17 protein-coding genes and 1 other annotated feature are annotated in these 15847 nt (G+C 63.8%); of the genes, 11 read left to right on the top strand and 6 right to left on the bottom strand.

What is annotated here, in order from left to right; translation table 11 throughout:
- Nucleotides 1-9 precede the first annotated feature (9 nt).
- The 7 genes from ASE82_RS03010 to ASE82_RS02980 all read left to right on the top strand — a co-directional run bounded on the left by ASE82_RS03010 (nt 10) and on the right by ASE82_RS02980 (nt 4937).
- The gene (locus ASE82_RS03010) at nt 10-441 is read left to right on the top strand and encodes an HPr kinase/phosphorylase (RefSeq protein ID WP_056058667.1); all 432 of its coding nucleotides are present in this window, start codon (nt 10-12) and stop codon (nt 439-441) included.
- Nucleotides 438-1352, top strand: a complete 915-nt coding sequence (gene rapZ / locus ASE82_RS03005; RefSeq protein ID WP_056058664.1) for an RNase adapter RapZ — start codon at nt 438-440, stop codon at nt 1350-1352. Before ASE82_RS03010 ends, rapZ begins: the two co-directional genes overlap by 4 nt.
- Nucleotides 1353-1367: 15 nt before the next feature.
- Nucleotides 1368-1775 carry a PTS sugar transporter subunit IIA gene (locus ASE82_RS03000; protein ID WP_056058662.1) on the top strand — a complete coding sequence of 136 codons (408 nt, stop codon included), beginning with the start codon at nt 1368-1370 and terminating at the stop codon, nt 1773-1775.
- The gene (locus tag ASE82_RS02995) at nt 1772-2047 is read left to right on the top strand and encodes an HPr family phosphocarrier protein (protein WP_056058659.1); all 276 of its coding nucleotides are present in this window, start codon (nt 1772-1774) and stop codon (nt 2045-2047) included. The genes ASE82_RS03000 and ASE82_RS02995 overlap by 4 nt, the downstream gene beginning before the upstream one ends.
- A gap of 126 nt (nt 2048-2173) precedes the next feature.
- Nucleotides 2174-2989, top strand: coding sequence for a TrmH family RNA methyltransferase (locus ASE82_RS02990; protein WP_056058656.1), 816 nt, complete (start codon nt 2174-2176; stop codon nt 2987-2989).
- A gap of 128 nt (nt 2990-3117) precedes the next feature.
- Nucleotides 3118-4581 carry a L,D-transpeptidase family protein gene (locus ASE82_RS02985; protein WP_056059580.1) on the top strand — a complete coding sequence of 488 codons (1464 nt, stop codon included), beginning with the start codon at nt 3118-3120 and terminating at the stop codon, nt 4579-4581.
- Nucleotides 4582-4592: 11 nt separating this feature from the next.
- Entirely contained in the window at nt 4593-4937 is a 345-nt protein-coding gene (locus ASE82_RS02980) for a hypothetical protein (RefSeq protein WP_056058653.1), read from the top strand.
- Between the two features lie 72 nt (nt 4938-5009).
- On the opposite strand, the gene ASE82_RS02975 is transcribed toward ASE82_RS02980, so the two are convergent.
- Both ASE82_RS02975 and ASE82_RS02970 read right to left on the bottom strand, forming a co-directional pair.
- Entirely contained in the window at nt 5010-6482 is a 1473-nt protein-coding gene (locus ASE82_RS02975) for a SulP family inorganic anion transporter (RefSeq protein WP_056058650.1), read from the bottom strand.
- 71 nt (nt 6483-6553) lie between these two features.
- Nucleotides 6554-6609: a sequence feature (sul1 is cis-regulatory element that is thought to sense ions involved in sulfur or methionine metabolism; They are found in Alphaproteobacteria), on the bottom strand.
- A 174-nt stretch (nt 6610-6783) separates the two neighbouring features.
- On the bottom strand, nt 6784-7227 hold the full coding sequence (locus ASE82_RS02970) for a DUF488 domain-containing protein (RefSeq protein ID WP_056058646.1): 444 nt from the start codon (nt 7225-7227) through the stop codon (nt 6784-6786).
- A gap of 58 nt (nt 7228-7285) precedes the next feature.
- Here ASE82_RS02970 and trmFO point away from each other — a divergent pair, with 58 nt between their 5' ends.
- The gene (trmFO, locus tag ASE82_RS02965; RefSeq protein ID WP_056058644.1) at nt 7286-8653 is read left to right on the top strand and encodes a methylenetetrahydrofolate--tRNA-(uracil(54)-C(5))-methyltransferase (FADH(2)-oxidizing) TrmFO; all 1368 of its coding nucleotides are present in this window, start codon (nt 7286-7288) and stop codon (nt 8651-8653) included.
- Here trmFO and ASE82_RS02960 read toward each other — a convergent pair.
- Together ASE82_RS02960 and ASE82_RS02955 are read right to left on the bottom strand one after the other, a co-directional pair.
- Entirely contained in the window at nt 8589-9074 is a 486-nt protein-coding gene (locus ASE82_RS02960) for an EF-hand domain-containing protein (protein WP_235524472.1), read from the bottom strand. The genes trmFO and ASE82_RS02960 overlap by 65 nt on opposite strands.
- Nucleotides 9075-9124: 50 nt before the next feature.
- Entirely contained in the window at nt 9125-9778 is a 654-nt protein-coding gene (locus ASE82_RS02955; RefSeq protein WP_268795393.1) for a squalene/phytoene synthase family protein, read from the bottom strand.
- 154 nt (nt 9779-9932) lie between these two features.
- On the opposite strand from ASE82_RS02955, the gene ASE82_RS02950 reads away from it, so the two are divergent.
- The 3 genes from ASE82_RS02950 to ASE82_RS02940 are packed head-to-tail and all read left to right on the top strand — an operon-like array spanning nt 9933 to nt 12882.
- Nucleotides 9933-11636, top strand: a complete 1704-nt coding sequence (locus ASE82_RS02950; protein ID WP_082441045.1) for a TadE/TadG family type IV pilus assembly protein — start codon at nt 9933-9935, stop codon at nt 11634-11636.
- Between the two features lie 56 nt (nt 11637-11692).
- Nucleotides 11693-12232: a TadE/TadG family type IV pilus assembly protein gene (locus tag ASE82_RS02945; RefSeq protein ID WP_156348730.1), complete on the top strand. Its 540-nt coding sequence runs from the start codon at nt 11693-11695 to the stop codon at nt 12230-12232.
- 53 nt (nt 12233-12285) lie between these two features.
- Nucleotides 12286-12882: a TadE/TadG family type IV pilus assembly protein gene (locus ASE82_RS02940; protein WP_056058633.1), complete on the top strand. Its 597-nt coding sequence runs from the start codon at nt 12286-12288 to the stop codon at nt 12880-12882.
- 37 nt (nt 12883-12919) lie between these two features.
- Here the strand turns inward: ASE82_RS02940 and ASE82_RS02935 are convergent, their stop codons facing one another.
- Nucleotides 12920-14347: a pyruvate dehydrogenase complex E1 component subunit beta gene (locus tag ASE82_RS02935; protein ID WP_056058629.1), complete on the bottom strand. Its 1428-nt coding sequence runs from the start codon at nt 14345-14347 to the stop codon at nt 12920-12922.
- Nucleotides 14347-15399, bottom strand: coding sequence for a pyruvate dehydrogenase (acetyl-transferring) E1 component subunit alpha (gene pdhA / locus ASE82_RS02930; protein WP_056048766.1), 1053 nt, complete (start codon nt 15397-15399; stop codon nt 14347-14349). The genes ASE82_RS02935 and pdhA overlap by 1 nt, the downstream gene beginning before the upstream one ends.
- Between the last annotated feature and the right edge of the window lie 448 nt (nt 15400-15847).

Below are 15847 nucleotides of genomic sequence, written 5' to 3'. Positions count from 1 at the left end.
GGACGCCGCGTGGTCGTCCCCTCCTCCGATAGGCTCCACGCCACCACGGTCGCCATCGACGGCGTGGCCGTGATGATCGAAGGCGCGTCGGGATCGGGCAAGTCCGACCTCGCGTTGCGCCTGATCGATCGTGGCGCGATTCTCGTCAGTGACGACCAGACGCTCGTGGTGCGCGCCGGCGCAACCTTGCTCGCGCGTGCACCGACGACGATTGCCGGACGGATCGAAGTCCGCGGGATCGGCATCCTTGCCATGCCCTATGTAGAGGACGTACCGGTCGCCCTGCTCGTCCGCCTCGGTGGCGCGATCGAACGGATGCCCGAACGCCACGCGCGGAAAATCGCCGGAGTCGACGTCCGCGAGGTCGCGATCGATCCCTTCGAAGTCTCCGCACCGATCAAGGTCGAACTCGCATTGCGCAATCCGGAGCCCATAGAATGACGCGTCCTAAGGACATCCTTCTCGTCACCGGCATGTCGGGAGCGGGCAAATCCACCGTCCTCAAGACGCTGGAGGATCTCGGCTGGGAAGTGGTCGACAACCTCCCGCTGTTGCTGCTCGACCGCCTGCTCGACGCACCGCTCCCCGAAGGATCGACCAACGACTCGCAGCCGCTCGCGATCGGCATCGGCGCCCGCACGCGCGACTTCGACCCCGAACGGATCGTCGGCCGCATCCGTGATCTCCGGGACCGTCATGGGCTCGAGACCGGAATGCTGTTCCTCGACTGCTCGGGCGCCGAACTCGAACGCCGCTATTCCGAGACCCGCCGTCGCCACCCGCTCGCGCTAGACCGTCCCGCGAATGACGGGATCAGCCGTGAACGCGAGCTGCTCGCGCCACTTCGCGACTGGGCGAACCGCCTGATCGATACGACCGACATGGCCGCCAACGAACTCGCGCAACAGATCCGCGCGAGCTTTGCGGGCGGGGAACTCGGCGCGCCGACGCTGTCGATCCGCTCGTTCGGTTTCGCCCGCGGCCTGCCCCGTAACGCCGACCTCGTGTTCGACATGCGCTTCCTCCGCAATCCGCACTGGGACCCGCAGCTGCGTCCCGGCACAGGACTCGACGCCGACGTGTCCGCCTACATCATGGACGACCCCGCCTACGAAGCCGCGGTGAGTCGGATCGAGGAGCTGCTGATGCTGCTGCTCCCGCGCTACCGGGCGGAAGGCAAGTCGTATGTCACCGTTGCGTTCGGGTGTACCGGAGGGAGACACCGGTCGGTCCACGTCGCCGACCGGGTGGCGCGACGGTTGCGCGACGCGGGATTTTCGCCCAGTATCGCACACCGCGACCTGGGGGCCGCTCCACAAGATGCGCTCGAAGGATCACCGGTCGTCTTATGAGTATGAAACGCTGACATGATCGGCCTTGTTCTGGTAACGCACGGTCGACTGGCCGAGGAATTCGTTCGCGCGATGATCCACGTCGTCGGTCCGCAGGAACGCGTCGCGCCGATCGCGATCGGTCCCGACGACGACATGGAGGAGCGCCGCGCGGATATCGCCGCTGCGATCCAGGCGGTCGATGTCGGGCGTGGCGTGATCGTGCTCACCGACCTGTTCGGCGGCACGCCGTCCAATCTCGCCATCTCCTTGATGGAACGCGGCCGGATCGAGGTGATCGCGGGGATGAACCTGCCGATGCTGATCCGGCTTGGCTCGGCGCGCAAATCGATGACCGTCGTTGCGGCGGTTGCTGCGGCGCGTGAGGCCGGGCGCAAATACATTTCGGTAGCCTCCGAGGTTCTCGGCGAGGCTGCGGCGTGAGCGCGGTCTCCCGCACCGTCCAGATCACCAACCGCCGCGGGCTCCACGCACGCGCGAGTGCGAAGTTCGTGACTCTTGCGTCGTCGCATCCGGTCGAGGTCAGCGTGACCAAGGACGGGTCGGATCACGTCACCGGCACCTCGATCATGGGACTGATGATGCTCGGCGCAGCGATGGGCGACGCGATCACGATCAGCGCGAGCGGCGATGGGGCAGAGCATACTGTGGCGGCGCTCGCCGAACTGGTCGAAGCGAAGTTCGGCGAGGATTGACGTCGTTGCTCCCCTCCCGCAGGCGGGAGGGGTTGGGGGTGGGCGCGCGCTCACCATAATCGAATCATTTGCTGAGGCCGGGAGCCCACCCCCGGCCCCTCCCGCATACGGGAGGGGAGGACAAGAATGCCCCGCGAGATAACCGCCTTTTCGAACCCGCTGATCAAGTACGTCCGCGACTTGCGCGACAAGCGGCATCGGCGTGCGGCCAAGCAGTTCCTCGCCGAGGGCCTGCGCATCCTCACGGAAGCGCGCGAGACGGGACGCCTGCCGCGCACTTTGTTCTACGCTGCGGCCAGCGCGAACCACCCGCTCGTCCACGCGCTATCGATGGACGTCGAGGATGCCGGTGGTGATTCGATCCAGACCACGCCGGATATCCTCTCGAAGCTGTCCGGCAAGGATAACCCGCAAGCGGTCGTCGGCGTGTTCGACGAGTTCGATGCGACGCTCGAAGACCTCGATCGCAACTCGTCGGGCATCTGGCTGGTCGCGGAGCGGCTGCGCGATCCGGGCAATCTCGGCACGATCCTGCGCACCGGCGATGCGGTCGGCGCGGGCGGGCTGATCCTGATCGGCGAGTCGGTCGACCCCTTCTCGGTCGAGGCGGTCCGCGCGAGCATGGGCGCGTTGTTCACCATCCCCGTCGTCAAGACCGAGTGGGAGCCGTTCCAGGCTTGGCTGCGCACCGGCCCCGGCCAACTCGTCGGCCTCAGCCTAGATACCGACACCGACTACCGGGCGGCGACCTATACCGGCCCGACCTTCCTGCTCACGGGCAACGAAGCGCAGGGCATGCCGACCGAGATGGCCGAGGCGTGCGACGTGCTCGTCAAGATCCCGATGCTCGGCAAGGCGGACAGCCTCAATGCCGCCGTCGCGACCGCGGTGATGGCCTATGAAGTGCTTGCCCGGCAGGAAAAAGCCACCCCTCTGGCCTGAACCGTTAATTTTGCCCGATTGGCGATGCTTAGCGAGTCCGGTTCAGCTAAGGGAGAGCTACGTCGTGCGAAAGCATCGACCAGATACAAGACAGGACGATTATGGCTCGCGGTTTCGATGATGGACGAATGAAGACTGGCGTGATCCGGTCGGTGCTCGCGGCAGCCCCGCTGTTGATGGCGACCGCGTCGTTCGCGCAGGTTACGCCGCCGCCGGTCGTCCCGACCACGCCCGCGGCAATGCCTACGCCGACGCTCGCGCCGCCGGTAATCACCGTGCCGCCGCTGAGCGACGCGCAGGCCGCGCTGCTCGACAGGCTGCTCAACGGCGACATCGTCGCGCAGGGCCTGAAGTCGGCCGCGACCGCATCGACCACTGCGCCGAGCAAGGGCGAACTCGTCCGCGCGGCACTCGATCATGCGCGCGCGGTGCATGCCGGGCGGCTGAACGAAGCCGACTTCCAGAAGGATTGGGGCCTGCGTCCGCCGGCCTATGACCCGACGCCGGCCTTTGCCGATGCCGTGCGGCTCGACCGGATCGCAGCATGGTTCGCGTCATTGCCACCGCCTTATGCAGGGTATGACGGCCTGCGGAAGGGCCTCCAGAACTATCGTTCGATCGCGTCTGCGGGCGGCTGGGCACCGCTGGCCTCCGGTCCCGATTTCACGATCGGCGCGACGGGTCCTCGCGTGATCGCGCTGCGTAAGCGGCTCGCGGCCGAGGACAAGGACGTCGCGACCAGCGGCGACCGGTTCGACGCGCCACTGGTGGAAGCGGTACGCCGTGCCCAGCGTCGCTATGGCCTCAACCCGAGCGGGATCGTCTCGACGCAGACCCTCGCCGCGCTCAATGTCTCCGCCGGTGATCGCGTGCGTCAGATCATGGCGAACATGGAGCGCTGGCGCTGGCTGCCGCAGGACCTGCCGCGCGATCGTATCCAGGTGAACATCGCCGCGGCCGTGCTGACCGTGTTCGACGGCGATACGCCCGTGCAGTCGATGCGCGCGGTGACGGGGCGACCGGGCGACGAGACGCCGATGCTCTCCTCGACGATCCACAGCATCGTGATCAACCCGCCCTGGAACGTGCCAACCTCAATCGCGACCAAGGAGCTGTGGCCGAAGGAGCGGGCCAACCCCGGCTATTTCAAGCGCAACGGCATCAAGGTGATCGACGGCACGCGGCTTCAGCAGCAGGCCGGCGACCAGAGCGCGCTGGGGCGGTTCAAGTTCGATTTCGCCAACGACTATTCGGTCTATCTTCACGATACGCCAAGCCGTGCGAAGTTCGCGAGCTTCAGCCGGCTTGCGAGCCATGGCTGCGTTCGCCTTGAAAAGCCTGCCGAACTTGCCGACCTGCTGCTCAAGGGAGATCCGTCCTGGACGCCTGAGATGGTCGACGCCGCAGTCGCCAAGGGCGACACCGTCCGTGCTCGCCTGACCAAGCCGGTGTCGGTGTATCTGCTCTACTGGACCGCATTTGCCAGCGGCAACGGCCAGATGAATTTCCGCGCCGATCCCTATAACTGGGACGGCACCCTCGCTTCCAAGATCGAGGCGCGCACCGCTCGCCAGACGATCGCCGCTCGTTGAGAGGACCAGACATGACGATTTCCAACCGCACGCGTACCGCCATTGCCGGCGGCCTGCTTGCTGCAATGGCCATGGCCGGCTGCTCGCGTTCGGAGCCCGATCAGCCGCCGACCGATACCAACATGGTCGAGGATACCGGCGTCACCGAGTCCGAAGCGGCGCCGACGCCCGCTCCGGCACCGGTGGAGACTGCACCGGTCGAGACTCCCCCTACGGTGAACGCGGTCGAGCCGGAACGCGAACCGCCAGTCGCGCCCGACGAGCAGATGCGCGACGATGCCGATGCGACGGGCATGACCGCGCGCGTCACGCGCGACGAAGCGCCGGTCGAGAACGACACCGTTCCCCAGCAGTAGACAAAACCGTTCTACAACAAAGACTTGGCAGCGCTACTTCAGTAGCGCTGCCAGTTTTGTATCTGCCAGACGTTATTCGAGCAGCAGGGGCGCGTGGCGATCGACCAGCGTCTCGCTCGCTGTGTTCAGCCCGACGACTTCGACGGTCGTGCCGTGACGCCGCAGCTTGGCCACCACGTCCTCCAGCGCCGCTACAGCGGTGACATCCCATAGATGCGCGCTCGTCAGGTCGATCCGCACTGCCCGCGCGGTCTCGCGAAGATCGAAGCGGTCCGCGAAGATGTCCGCGCTGGCGAAGAACACCTGACCGCCGACACGGTAGATCCGCGTGTCGCTTGCCGCGTCATGCTCGACCGTGACGTCCATCAGGCGCGTGACCTTCCATGCGAAGAACACGCCGCTGAGCAGCACGCCGACACCGACGCCGAGCGACAGGTCGTGCGTCGCGACGGTGACGACGACGGTCGCGACCATCACCACGCTCGATACCTTCGGATGACGCACCACGTCGCGGATCGAGCCCCAGGAGAAGGTGCTGATCGACACCATGATCATGATCGCGACCAGCGCCGCGACCGGCACCTGCGCGACCCACGGCCTCAGCGGCACCATCACGACGAGCAGGAACACGCCGGCGACCAGCGTCGACAGTCGCCCGCACCCGCCATAGCGGACGTTACCGACGGTCTGCCCGATCATCCCGCACCCGGCGATCCCGCCGAACACACCCGCAGCAATGTTCGCGAGCCCGAGCCCGGTGCACTCGCGCGCCTTCGAACTGGTCGTCTCGGTCAGTTCGTCGACCACGCTGGCGGTCATCATCGATTCTAGCAACCCGACCGCGGCCATCGCCAGCGCGTAGGGGGCGACGATGCGCAACGTATCCCAGGTGAAGGGCACGTCCGGCAGGCCGAACAACGGCAAGGTCGACGGCAACCGCCCAAGATCGCCGACCGTCTTGAGGGGCATCGGCACCCACATCGCAATCGCGGTCAGCACGACGATGCAGATCAGCGGCGACGGGATGGCGTTCGAGACGCGCGGCATGAGGTAGATGATCGCGAGACCACCGGCGATCATCGCATAGGCCTGCCAACTGACGCCAACCATCTGCGGCACCTGCGCGGAGAAGATCAAGATCGCGAGTGCGTTGACAAATCCGGTGCGGACCGACTTCGACACGAACCGCATCAGCACGTCGAGCTTGGCGAGCCCGAACGCGATCTGGAGCAGCCCGGCGAGCATCGTCGCGACGAGCAGGTATTGGAGGCCGTGCGCGTGGACGAGTGCGGCGGCGACCAGCGCGACGGAGCCAGCCGCGCCCGAAATCATCGCGGGCCGCCCTCCGGCAAAAGCGATGACGATGCCGATCACGAACGAGGCGAACAGGCCGACTTCGGGATCGATTCCGGCGACGAACGAGAAGGCGATGACCTCGGGGATAAGCGCGAAGGTGCCGACCATGCCGGCGAGGATGTCGCGGCGTGCGGAGGCCGGGCCGCTGAACCACTCGGCGCGGTAACGAGAAAAAGATAAGGATGTCATGGATGTATCCGCATAGGACGCACGAACCGCGGCGCTGTCTTGGCAGGCGGTTCACTTCAGAGGCGTCGTTGCGTTGTCCGGCGGATCGGCGGCCGGAATAGCCACCCGGAATTGCACCGGGTCCAGGGCGAATGGCCGCTCGTTAGCTGCGCGTGAGGCTGAAAGCAACGTTCGGCCCAGAACCCCCGCCCGTCATCCTGACGAAAGTCAGGATCCAGAGCCATGTACGCCAGTCCGCAATTACTCTACATCCTGACTTTCGTCAGGATGACGGAGCGTTTGAAGCGAGTTCGACCTTTCCTTAGGTGAACAGATCCACCACTTCGGCCCCCTCGCCTACCGCCTGCAGCAGCAAGGTACGGTGGCAATGGCACGGGTCGCGCTCATAACACAGCAGCGCGCTCGGCTTCTCCGCCGCCAGCCCGAGCATGATCGCCGCCGCCGCCTGCGCCTCGGGAAGCTCGAGCTGTTCGTCATACACCGCGGTGAGCGTCGCGACGTCGCCCTTCTTGGCGGCATCGCGCCCGCGTTTCGGCGTGCCCAAGGCCTTCAGATGCACGTAATCGATCTCGACCTCACGCAGCGACGCCGCAAGCGAAGACTTCGAAAACCCAGGCCGCCGCGACAACGGAAGCGCGCGGACGTCGATCACCCGCTCCACCCCCGCCGCCTTCAATGCCGCGAGGAAATCGGCCATCGTCGTGGCCTCATAGCCGATCGTGAAGATCTTCGTCGGGTCTGTCATGCAGGCGAAGTGGTATTGCGGACCTGACACGGCAAGCGTCCGACGCTATCTGAGCCGAATGACCCACGATATTCACGTCATCGGCGGCGGGCTCGCCGGTTCCGAAGCCGCCTGGCAACTTGCTGAAGCCGGCCTCAAGGTGCGCCTGTCCGAAATGCGCGGCAGCGGCGAAGAGACGCCCGCGCACCAGACCGACGGCCTCGCCGAACTCGTCTGCTCGAACAGCTTCCGGTCGGATGATGCCGAAGCCAACGCGGTCGGGCTGCTCCATCAGGAGCTGCGTACGCTCGGATCGCTGATCATGCGCCAGGCTGACATCCACCGCGTCCCCGCCGGCTCCGCGCTCGCCGTCGACCGCGATAATTTCTCGGCCAGCGTGACGGAGGCTATCGACCAGCACCCGAACATTGAGCTCGTTCGCGAACGCATCGACGCACTACCCGACGGCCCGACGATCATCGCCACCGGTCCGCTGACCGCCGCCTCGCTCGCCGCGGGGATCGGCGCCGAGACTGGCCGCGAGGCGCTCGCGTTCTTCGACGCGCTGGCACCGATCGTCCACCGCGATTCGATCGACATGGACACGGCTTGGTTCGCGTCACGCTGGGACAAGGGCGAGGGCAAGGACTACATTAATTGCCCGATGGACAAGGACCAGTATCTCGCCTTCCACCAAGGCCTGATCGATGGCGAGAAGACCCCGTTCAAGGAATGGGAGAAGGACACGCCCTATTTCGACGGCTGTATGCCGATCGAGGTGATGGCCGAGCGAGGCGTCGACACGCTGCGCTACGGCCCGATGAAGCCGGTCGGGCTCGACAACCCGAAGACCGGGCGCTGGCCGCACGCCGTCGTTCAGCTCCGCCAGGACAATGCGCAGGGCACGCTGTGGAACATCGTCGGCTTCCAGACCAAGATGAAGCACGCCGACCAAGTCCGCCTGTTCCGCACGATCCCAGGTCTGGAGAATGCCGAGTTCGCGCGGTTGGGCGGTCTGCACCGCAACACCTTCATCCGCTCGCCCGAACTGCTCGACGAGACGCTGCGGTTGAAGTCGCGCCCGAGCATTCGTTTCGCAGGCCAGATCACCGGGTGCGAAGGATATATCGAGAGCTGCGGGATCGGCATGCTCGCAGGGCTGTTCGCCGCGGCTGAACTCACCGGCAAGACGCTGACGCCGCCGCCGTATGCGACCGCGCTCGGCGCGCTGCTCGGGCACATCACCGGTGGCGCAGAGGTCGAGACATATCAGCCGATGAACGTGAACTTCGGGCTGTTCCCGCCGATCACGGGCCGCACCAAGAAGGCGGATCGCAAGCGGATGTATACCGATCGTGGCCGTGCGGCGCTCGCAGAGTGGCTCAACTCTCCTCGGCAACAGGCTGAACCGGCGGACAATTCACCCGAGCTGGCCCCTTCCGCTTGACCGCCGTCGTGGCAAATTCCGGGGCGGTCATCGCGCCGGATTTGTCACGGTCGGCGTCGGCGAACTTGGTTGTCGCCTTCACCGCCCATTCGTCGAACGACAGCTTGCCATCGCCATCGACGTCCAGCCGCCCGTAAGCCTTGCGCCGCTGGACCAGATATTCTTCGCGCGTGATCTTCGCGTCGCGGTCCTTGTCGTAGCGATCGAACCGCTTCTGCTCGCGGGTCTTGTCGGTCGCCTCGGGCGCGGCATCGGGTAGCGGATCCGATGCGACCGTACCGCCACTCACCTGTGCCATCGGCTGAGGCGGTAGCAGCGGACCCGGCCGCGCCTTCCCGCTAAAAAACATGAACCCCGCAGCAATCAACGCGATCACCGCCGCCCCACCCGCCAGATACCGCCACATCGCCGCCGCCCCCATTGCCCAGCCCGCACGCTAGGCCTAGCCGCCAACGATCCCCATTCGATTGGTCAGTATCCGGTCAATCTGTGCCACGCCAACCGCGCCACACGCCTCGGACTGCCCGGTGCAGCGGCTGCCGACGTCATGTCGAACCGGGCTGACACGGCAAGCGCCCCCAGGGCGCGCGTCGATGAAGGCCATCGTCCCTGCAAAGCTTGATCGAGCGCCTTGCTCGCCCGAACACGGGCCAACTCACGGCCGGCGGTTTCCGTCAGTTTCTGCGCGAGATCGGCCAGCGCCCACCCCTCTCCCGCGAGGCCGATCCGGTCGTCGGTCACCGACACGATCGTCGCCGCAAGATCGAACAGACGCCGCCCACGATCGCGCGCGAAACGCTCAATCGCGTCCGCATCGAGATCGGGCTCGAGGAGCGCTTCCCAACCATCGGTCAACTTGCCCAGCATCGCGCCGGATATACCGAACGGCAGAACCTCGTTCTGAAGTGCTGCCAGGACAGGTTCGGCAGGCGCCAGCGCAGTGTCGAGGCGTCCCAGCGCCTCGTACCACCAAGTCAGCCGCATCTGGCCGATCAATGGCTCCCGCGTCGATCGAAGGATTGCAGCAAGCGTATCGTCTAGCGTGAACAATGCCGTCACTGCAGCGCGTATGGACTGCGGCGCGTAACTTAGTGCGAGGGCGCGTTCCGGATTGTCGTGGCTCATCATCGTGGCGTTATCCTGATCGCATCGAAACCGCACGCGAGGATCATATTGGCAACAATGATTAACGTGTCGAGAACCATGTTTCTTGAAGTGGACTTACCTGATCCCAACGCATTCCCGGCATCGATCGATACCGATCTCCGTCAGGATACAGATGCACGGCAAGCCAAGCCTACGACCTAAGAGATCAACGACCGTGCTAGGCCGGCTGCGCCGTGACGTATGCGGCAACACTCTCATGATCGTTGCGTTTGCGATGATGCCGTTGATCGCGATGGTCGGGTCGGGGCTCGATATGGCCCGTGCCTATGTCGCGCGCGACCGCTTGCAGCAGGCCTGTGACGCCGGGTCGCTGGCTGCACGGCGGTTGCTTTCGGGTCCGACCTTAACGTCGGCGGTGGAAACCGAAGCGAAGACGTATTTCAATTTCAACTTTCCCCAGTCGTCGTTCGGCACGGCGACGTTCACGCCCATCGTCACGGTGCCATCGGTCGGCACGGTAAAGATCACAGCAACGACGACTATACCAACAACGATCATGAAACTATTCGGTTTCTCGACGATGAACCTGTCCACAACCTGCTCGGCAACACAGGATTTCGTCGGCACCGATATCATGCTCGTCCTTGATATGTCGGGATCGATGAACTGTCCTCCAAGCAGGCCGAACGATGCCTGCAACGAGGTCGAACAACCCGGCTCTAAGATGCAGGCGCTCCGCGACGCGTCGGAGTCGCTATACGATACGCTGAAGTCCGCACAGGATCAGCTTCACACCAACAACCTCCGGCTCCGTTATGGTTTCGTACCATACAATGCCACCGTGAACGTCGGGAACCTCGTCTATGCCGAGAACCCGAGCTACATCCGAGACAGCGCCCCATATCAAAGCCGCACGCGGACCCCAGGTCCCGCAACAAGCACGCTGAGCACGTGCAACAACTACGAAGGTACGTGGAAGGGCTACGGGTACTGGACTAACAATGGCGAATGTACGAACTACTGGACCTACCGACAGGTCACGCTTGACACGTCCAGCTTCAAGACCGGGGCATCCGTGCTGACCCCAGGGGGATCGCCCAGTTGGAGCAGATCGCAATGGGCGGGATGTATCGAAGAACGTCAAACGGACAATACGACGATCGACGGGGGATCGTCGACGACCGCTCCGTCGTCGGCCTGGGACCTCGACGTCAACATGTTACCGACGAACGATGCGAGTCGCTGGGTCCCTTGGTGGCCTGAGGCTGAATTCAATCCTGACACCCGTGACGAATATACCGACCCCAAATACTGCGCGAGCGCAGCTAGCCGTTTGAAAGAATACTATAACGACAAGTCGACCTTTATGAATTACGTCAACGGCTTGAAGCCCTTGGGGGGGACGTACCATGATATCGGCGTGATGTGGGGCGCGCGCTTCATTTCGCCCAACGGGATTTTTGCTTCGGCAACGCCCGAAACCAACAACCAGAATGATCCCGACAATCCCAAGAAGCTGCGCGGGTTCAGCATCCGCAAGTATATGATCTTCATGACCGACGGTGATCTGCAACCCTATTTAAACGTCTATACGACGTACGGTGCAGAGGAGCGTGATAAGCGTGTACTCGGAACCGCGTCCGGGGCGAACGCGCAACTCGCGCGTCATCTGCAACGGTTCCGGATGGCGTGCAACGCGGCAAAGAGCCAGGACGTCCAGCTCTACGTTATTGCGTTCTCGACCACGTTGACTGCCGACATGCAGAACTGCGCATCGCAACCATCGATGGCATCCGGCATCAGTACGGCGCCCGCCCTGATCGCCAAGTTCCAGGAGATCGGCAGCAAGATCGGTTCCTTGAGGATCAGTCAGTGATATCATTCAAAGCGTCCTCGTTGACGCTCCATCACGACACGCGAGGTGCGACGATCGTGGAGTTCGCGATGATCGTGCCGGTGTTGGTCGGTCTACTGCTGTCGATCCTTGAAGTTGGTTATCAGGGCTATGTGACTGCCGTGGTACAAGGAGCGCTGTCGAAAGCCTCGCGGCAGGTTACGGTAGGCAACCGAACCGCGACGGATGTCGTAACCACGATCAAATCCGAGGTTGAATCGATCGTCCCTGCAAAATACGTCACGGTTGCGACACGTCGCTATTATAATTTTTCGAATGTCGGCAAACCCGAGAAGATCACGTCGGACACCGATCCCAAGGGCACCTATAATTTGGGCGATTGTTTCGAGGATGCCAATAACAATGGCGCCTATGATTCAAACCCGGGTGATACCGGCGTCGGCAGCGCGGACGATATCGTCTACTACACGGTCAACGTCGTTTACCCGAACCTGACTCCGGTTGGGGCACTGCTGTCCTGGGGTCCGACACGCACCGTGTCCGCCTCCACAGTGATTCGTAACCAACCCTTCACCTCGCGCGCCGAGCCTACGACCATATGTACGAAGGCACCATGAGACGTTGCTTCACCATTGTCCGTCGGCTTCGGACCGATGTTCGCGGGCTGGCAATGATCGAGTTCGCGATCTCCGCGCCGGTGCTGATCACGCTCGGTCTTGCGGGTGCCGAGGTTACGCATATGGCCGTTGCAGTGATGCGCGTGAACCAGATCTCGACCGCGATTTCGGACAACGTGGCACGTGTACGCGATTCGATCGACGAATCGGACGTCAACGAGGCCCTTTTGAGCGCAAAGTTCATCGGTACGGGACTGGCTTTCAATGCCAATGGGCGCGTCGTTGTTTCCAGCGTCGAACCGAATGGACAGGCCGGTACTAAAGCTGGTCAATATATTCGCTGGCAGCGTTGTACAGGGGCGTTGAACGCGCCGGAGTCGCAACCGAAATATGGCGCGGAAGGCAAAGGCCAAAACGACGCGAGCTTGCCATATATGGGAACGAGCACGCGCCAGATCGCAGCAGGCACTGGTTCATCGTTGATCTTCGTCGAGGTGACGTATCGTTATCAGCCGCTGGTTTCGTCGCGGTTTTTTGGAACACCGATCTTGCGGTCCGAATCTGTCTATAACGTGCGCGAGCGTAACACACAGGTTCTGGGATCCGCGGCCGGAACCACCGCGAGCGTCTGTACGACATACGCTGCATGATCGTACCGGCCGGGTGTCCCCGGCCGGTACCTAGTCCTTACTTGTAAGTAACCTTCTTCACCGCCGTCACGACCTTCGCGACGTCGACCAGCATCAGCTTTTCGAGGTTCGCCGCGTAGGGCATCGGCACGTCCTCGTTGGTGACGCGGAGCACCGGGGCGTCGAGGTCGTCGAAGCCGTGCTCCATCACCACCGACACGATCTCCGAGGCGATCGAGCAGGTTGCCCAATTCTCTTCGACGATGATCATGCGGTTGGTCTTGGCGAGGCTCTTCAGGACCGTCTCGGTGTCGAGCGGGCGCAGCGTGCGCAGGTCGATGACCTCCGCGTCAATGCCCTCTTCGGCGAGCTTCTCGGCGGCTTCGAGCGAAATGCCCACGCCGATCGAGTAGCTGACGATCGTCACGTCCTTGCCCTCGCGGACGATCCGCGCCTTGCCGATCGGCAGGACGTGGTTGTCGAGCTTGGGGACGTCGAAGCTGCGGCCGTACATCAGCTCGTTCTCGAGGAACACGACCGGATCCTCGGTGCGGATCGCGGCCTTAAGCAGGCCCTTCGCATCCGCCGCGTCATACGGCGCGATCACGATCAGGCCGGGGACGCTCGCATACCACGCCGCGAAGTTGTGCGAATGCTGCGCACCCACGCGCGACGCCGCCCCGTTGGGACCACGGAACACGATCGGGCAGCGCATCTGGCCACCCGACATGTAGTTGGTCTTGGCCGCCGAGTTGATGATGTGGTCGATCGCCTGCAACGCGAAGTTGAAGGTCATGAACTCGACGATCGGGCGAAGGCCGCCCATCGCCGCGCCTGCACCGATGCCGGCAAAGCCGTATTCGGTGATCGGCGTGTCGATCACGCGACGGTCGCCGAACTCGTCGAGCAGGCCCTGCGTGACCTTGTACGCGCCCTGATACTGCGCGACTTCCTCGCCCATCACAAAAACGCGGTCGTCCTCGCGCATTTCCTCGGCCATCGCGTCGCGCAGGGCTTCGCGGACGGTCGTCTTGACCATCTCGGTGCCCTCGGGAATCGCCGGGTCGGAGATACCGACCTTCTCCGCCGACGCGACGAGCGCTTGCGTGCCGCTCTCGGCCTTGGCGGGCGAGGCGCCTTCGGGAACCGGCGGTGCCTTGTCGTCCGACGGCGTTTCCTTCGGCGCGGCGTTGGCCGCATCGCCGGAGCGTGCCTCGGTTGGCTTGCTGTCGCTCGCGCTCTCGCCCTCTTCGACGATCGTCGCGATGACGGTGCCAACCTTCACGTTGTCGGTGCCTTCGGCGACCGCAATCGAACCGATCGTGCCTTCGTCGATCGCCTCGAACTCCATCGTCGCCTTGTCGGTCTCGATCTCCGCAAGGATGTCACCCGACTTGACGCTGTCGCCTTCCTTGACGAGCCACTTGGCCAGCGTGCCCTCTTCCATCGTCGGGGAGAGTGCGGGCATCTTGATCTCGATCGCCATCAGTACTTCTCCACCAGAACGTCGGTGTAGAGCTCGGCAGCATCCGGCTCCGGGGTCTGCTCGGCGAAATCGGCGGCTTCGTTCACGATTTTCCTGATTTCCTGTTCAAGGGACTTGAGGTCCGCCTCGGTCACGCCCTGCGCGTCGAGCAGCTTCTTCATGTGATCGATCGGATCCGACTTGTCGCGGACCGCCTGGACCTCGTCACGCGTGCGGTACTTCGCCGGATCGGACATCGAGTGGCCACGATAGCGATAGGTCTTCATCTCGAGGATGACCGGACCCTTGCCCGCACGGACCCACGCCAAAGCTTCCTCGGCGGCACCGCGGCAGGCGAGCACGTCCATGCCGTCGACCTGGATGCCGGGAATGCGGAAGCTCTCGCCGCGGCGATATAGCTGGTCCTCGGCGGATGCGCGGTTGACGCTCGTGCCCATGGCGTACTGGTTGTTCTCGATCACGAAGATGATCGGGAGCTTCCACAGCTCGGCCATGTTGAAGCTCTCGTACACCTGGCCCTGGTTCGCGGCGCCATCGCCGAAATAGGCCATGCAGATGCCGCCGTCGTTCGAGTATTTGTGCTTGAACGCGAGGCCGGTGCCGAGCGACACCTGCGCACCGACGATGCCGTGGCCGCCGTAGAATTTATGCTCGGTCGAGAACATGTGCATCGACCCGCCCTTGCCCTTCGAGATCCCCGAATTGCGCCCGGTCAGCTCGGCCATGATCACCTTCGGGTCGATCCCGTAGGCAAGCATGTGGCCGTGATCGCGGTAGCCGGTGATCACCGAATCGGTCTCGCCGTTCAGCGCGGACTGCAGGCCGACAGCGACGGCTTCCTGGCCGATATACAGATGGCAGAAGCCACCGATCAGGCCCAAGCCATAGAGCTGGCCCGCTTTTTCCTCGAAACGGCGGATCAGCAGCATCTGCCGATACATTTCGAGCAGTTCGTCCTTCGACGCCTCGTACGGCTTTGGTTCGGCCGGTCGTTCGCGGTTCGTAATCGGCGGTTCGGCGATTGCGCGTGCTGGTGGGGGGGTCTTGGCCACGATGTGGGAAACCTCGTTTTCCGTAGGGGAGTTGAGGGAGCCTATAGGCGCGGACGGGGCGGAACATCAATTCCCGTCTGGGGTATGTCGGTTTGCGGGGTGTGGGATGGGGCGCTCGATAGGTCGCGCGAGCCCTACCGCACGAGCAAACCACCCCGGCGAAGGCCGGGGCCCAATTGGTAAGGTTGTAGTAACGACGCTCATCGCTCAGTTGGCGACGTCCCCCAATTGGGCCCCGGCCTTCGCCGGGGTGGTGCCGATATGCAGGGATAGCGGTGGTGACGATCTGGTTGCTCAGACGGGACACCTCCCGCTTCCTTGTTCTCCCGCGAAGGCGGGAGCCCAGTCTGGGTCCCCGCCTTCGCGGGGAAACAAGCTTTCTTCGGTTGGGCATCCTCGGCTTGAGCCTCTATCCCCACCCCAAGCAAAGCTCCGGTTGCCCTGCCCG

The sequence above is a fragment of the Sphingomonas sp. Leaf230 genome (assembly GCF_001421745.1).
Classification (GTDB): Bacteria; Pseudomonadota; Alphaproteobacteria; order Sphingomonadales; family Sphingomonadaceae; genus Sphingomonas.
This window is presented reverse-complemented; position numbering and strand designations above follow the sequence as displayed.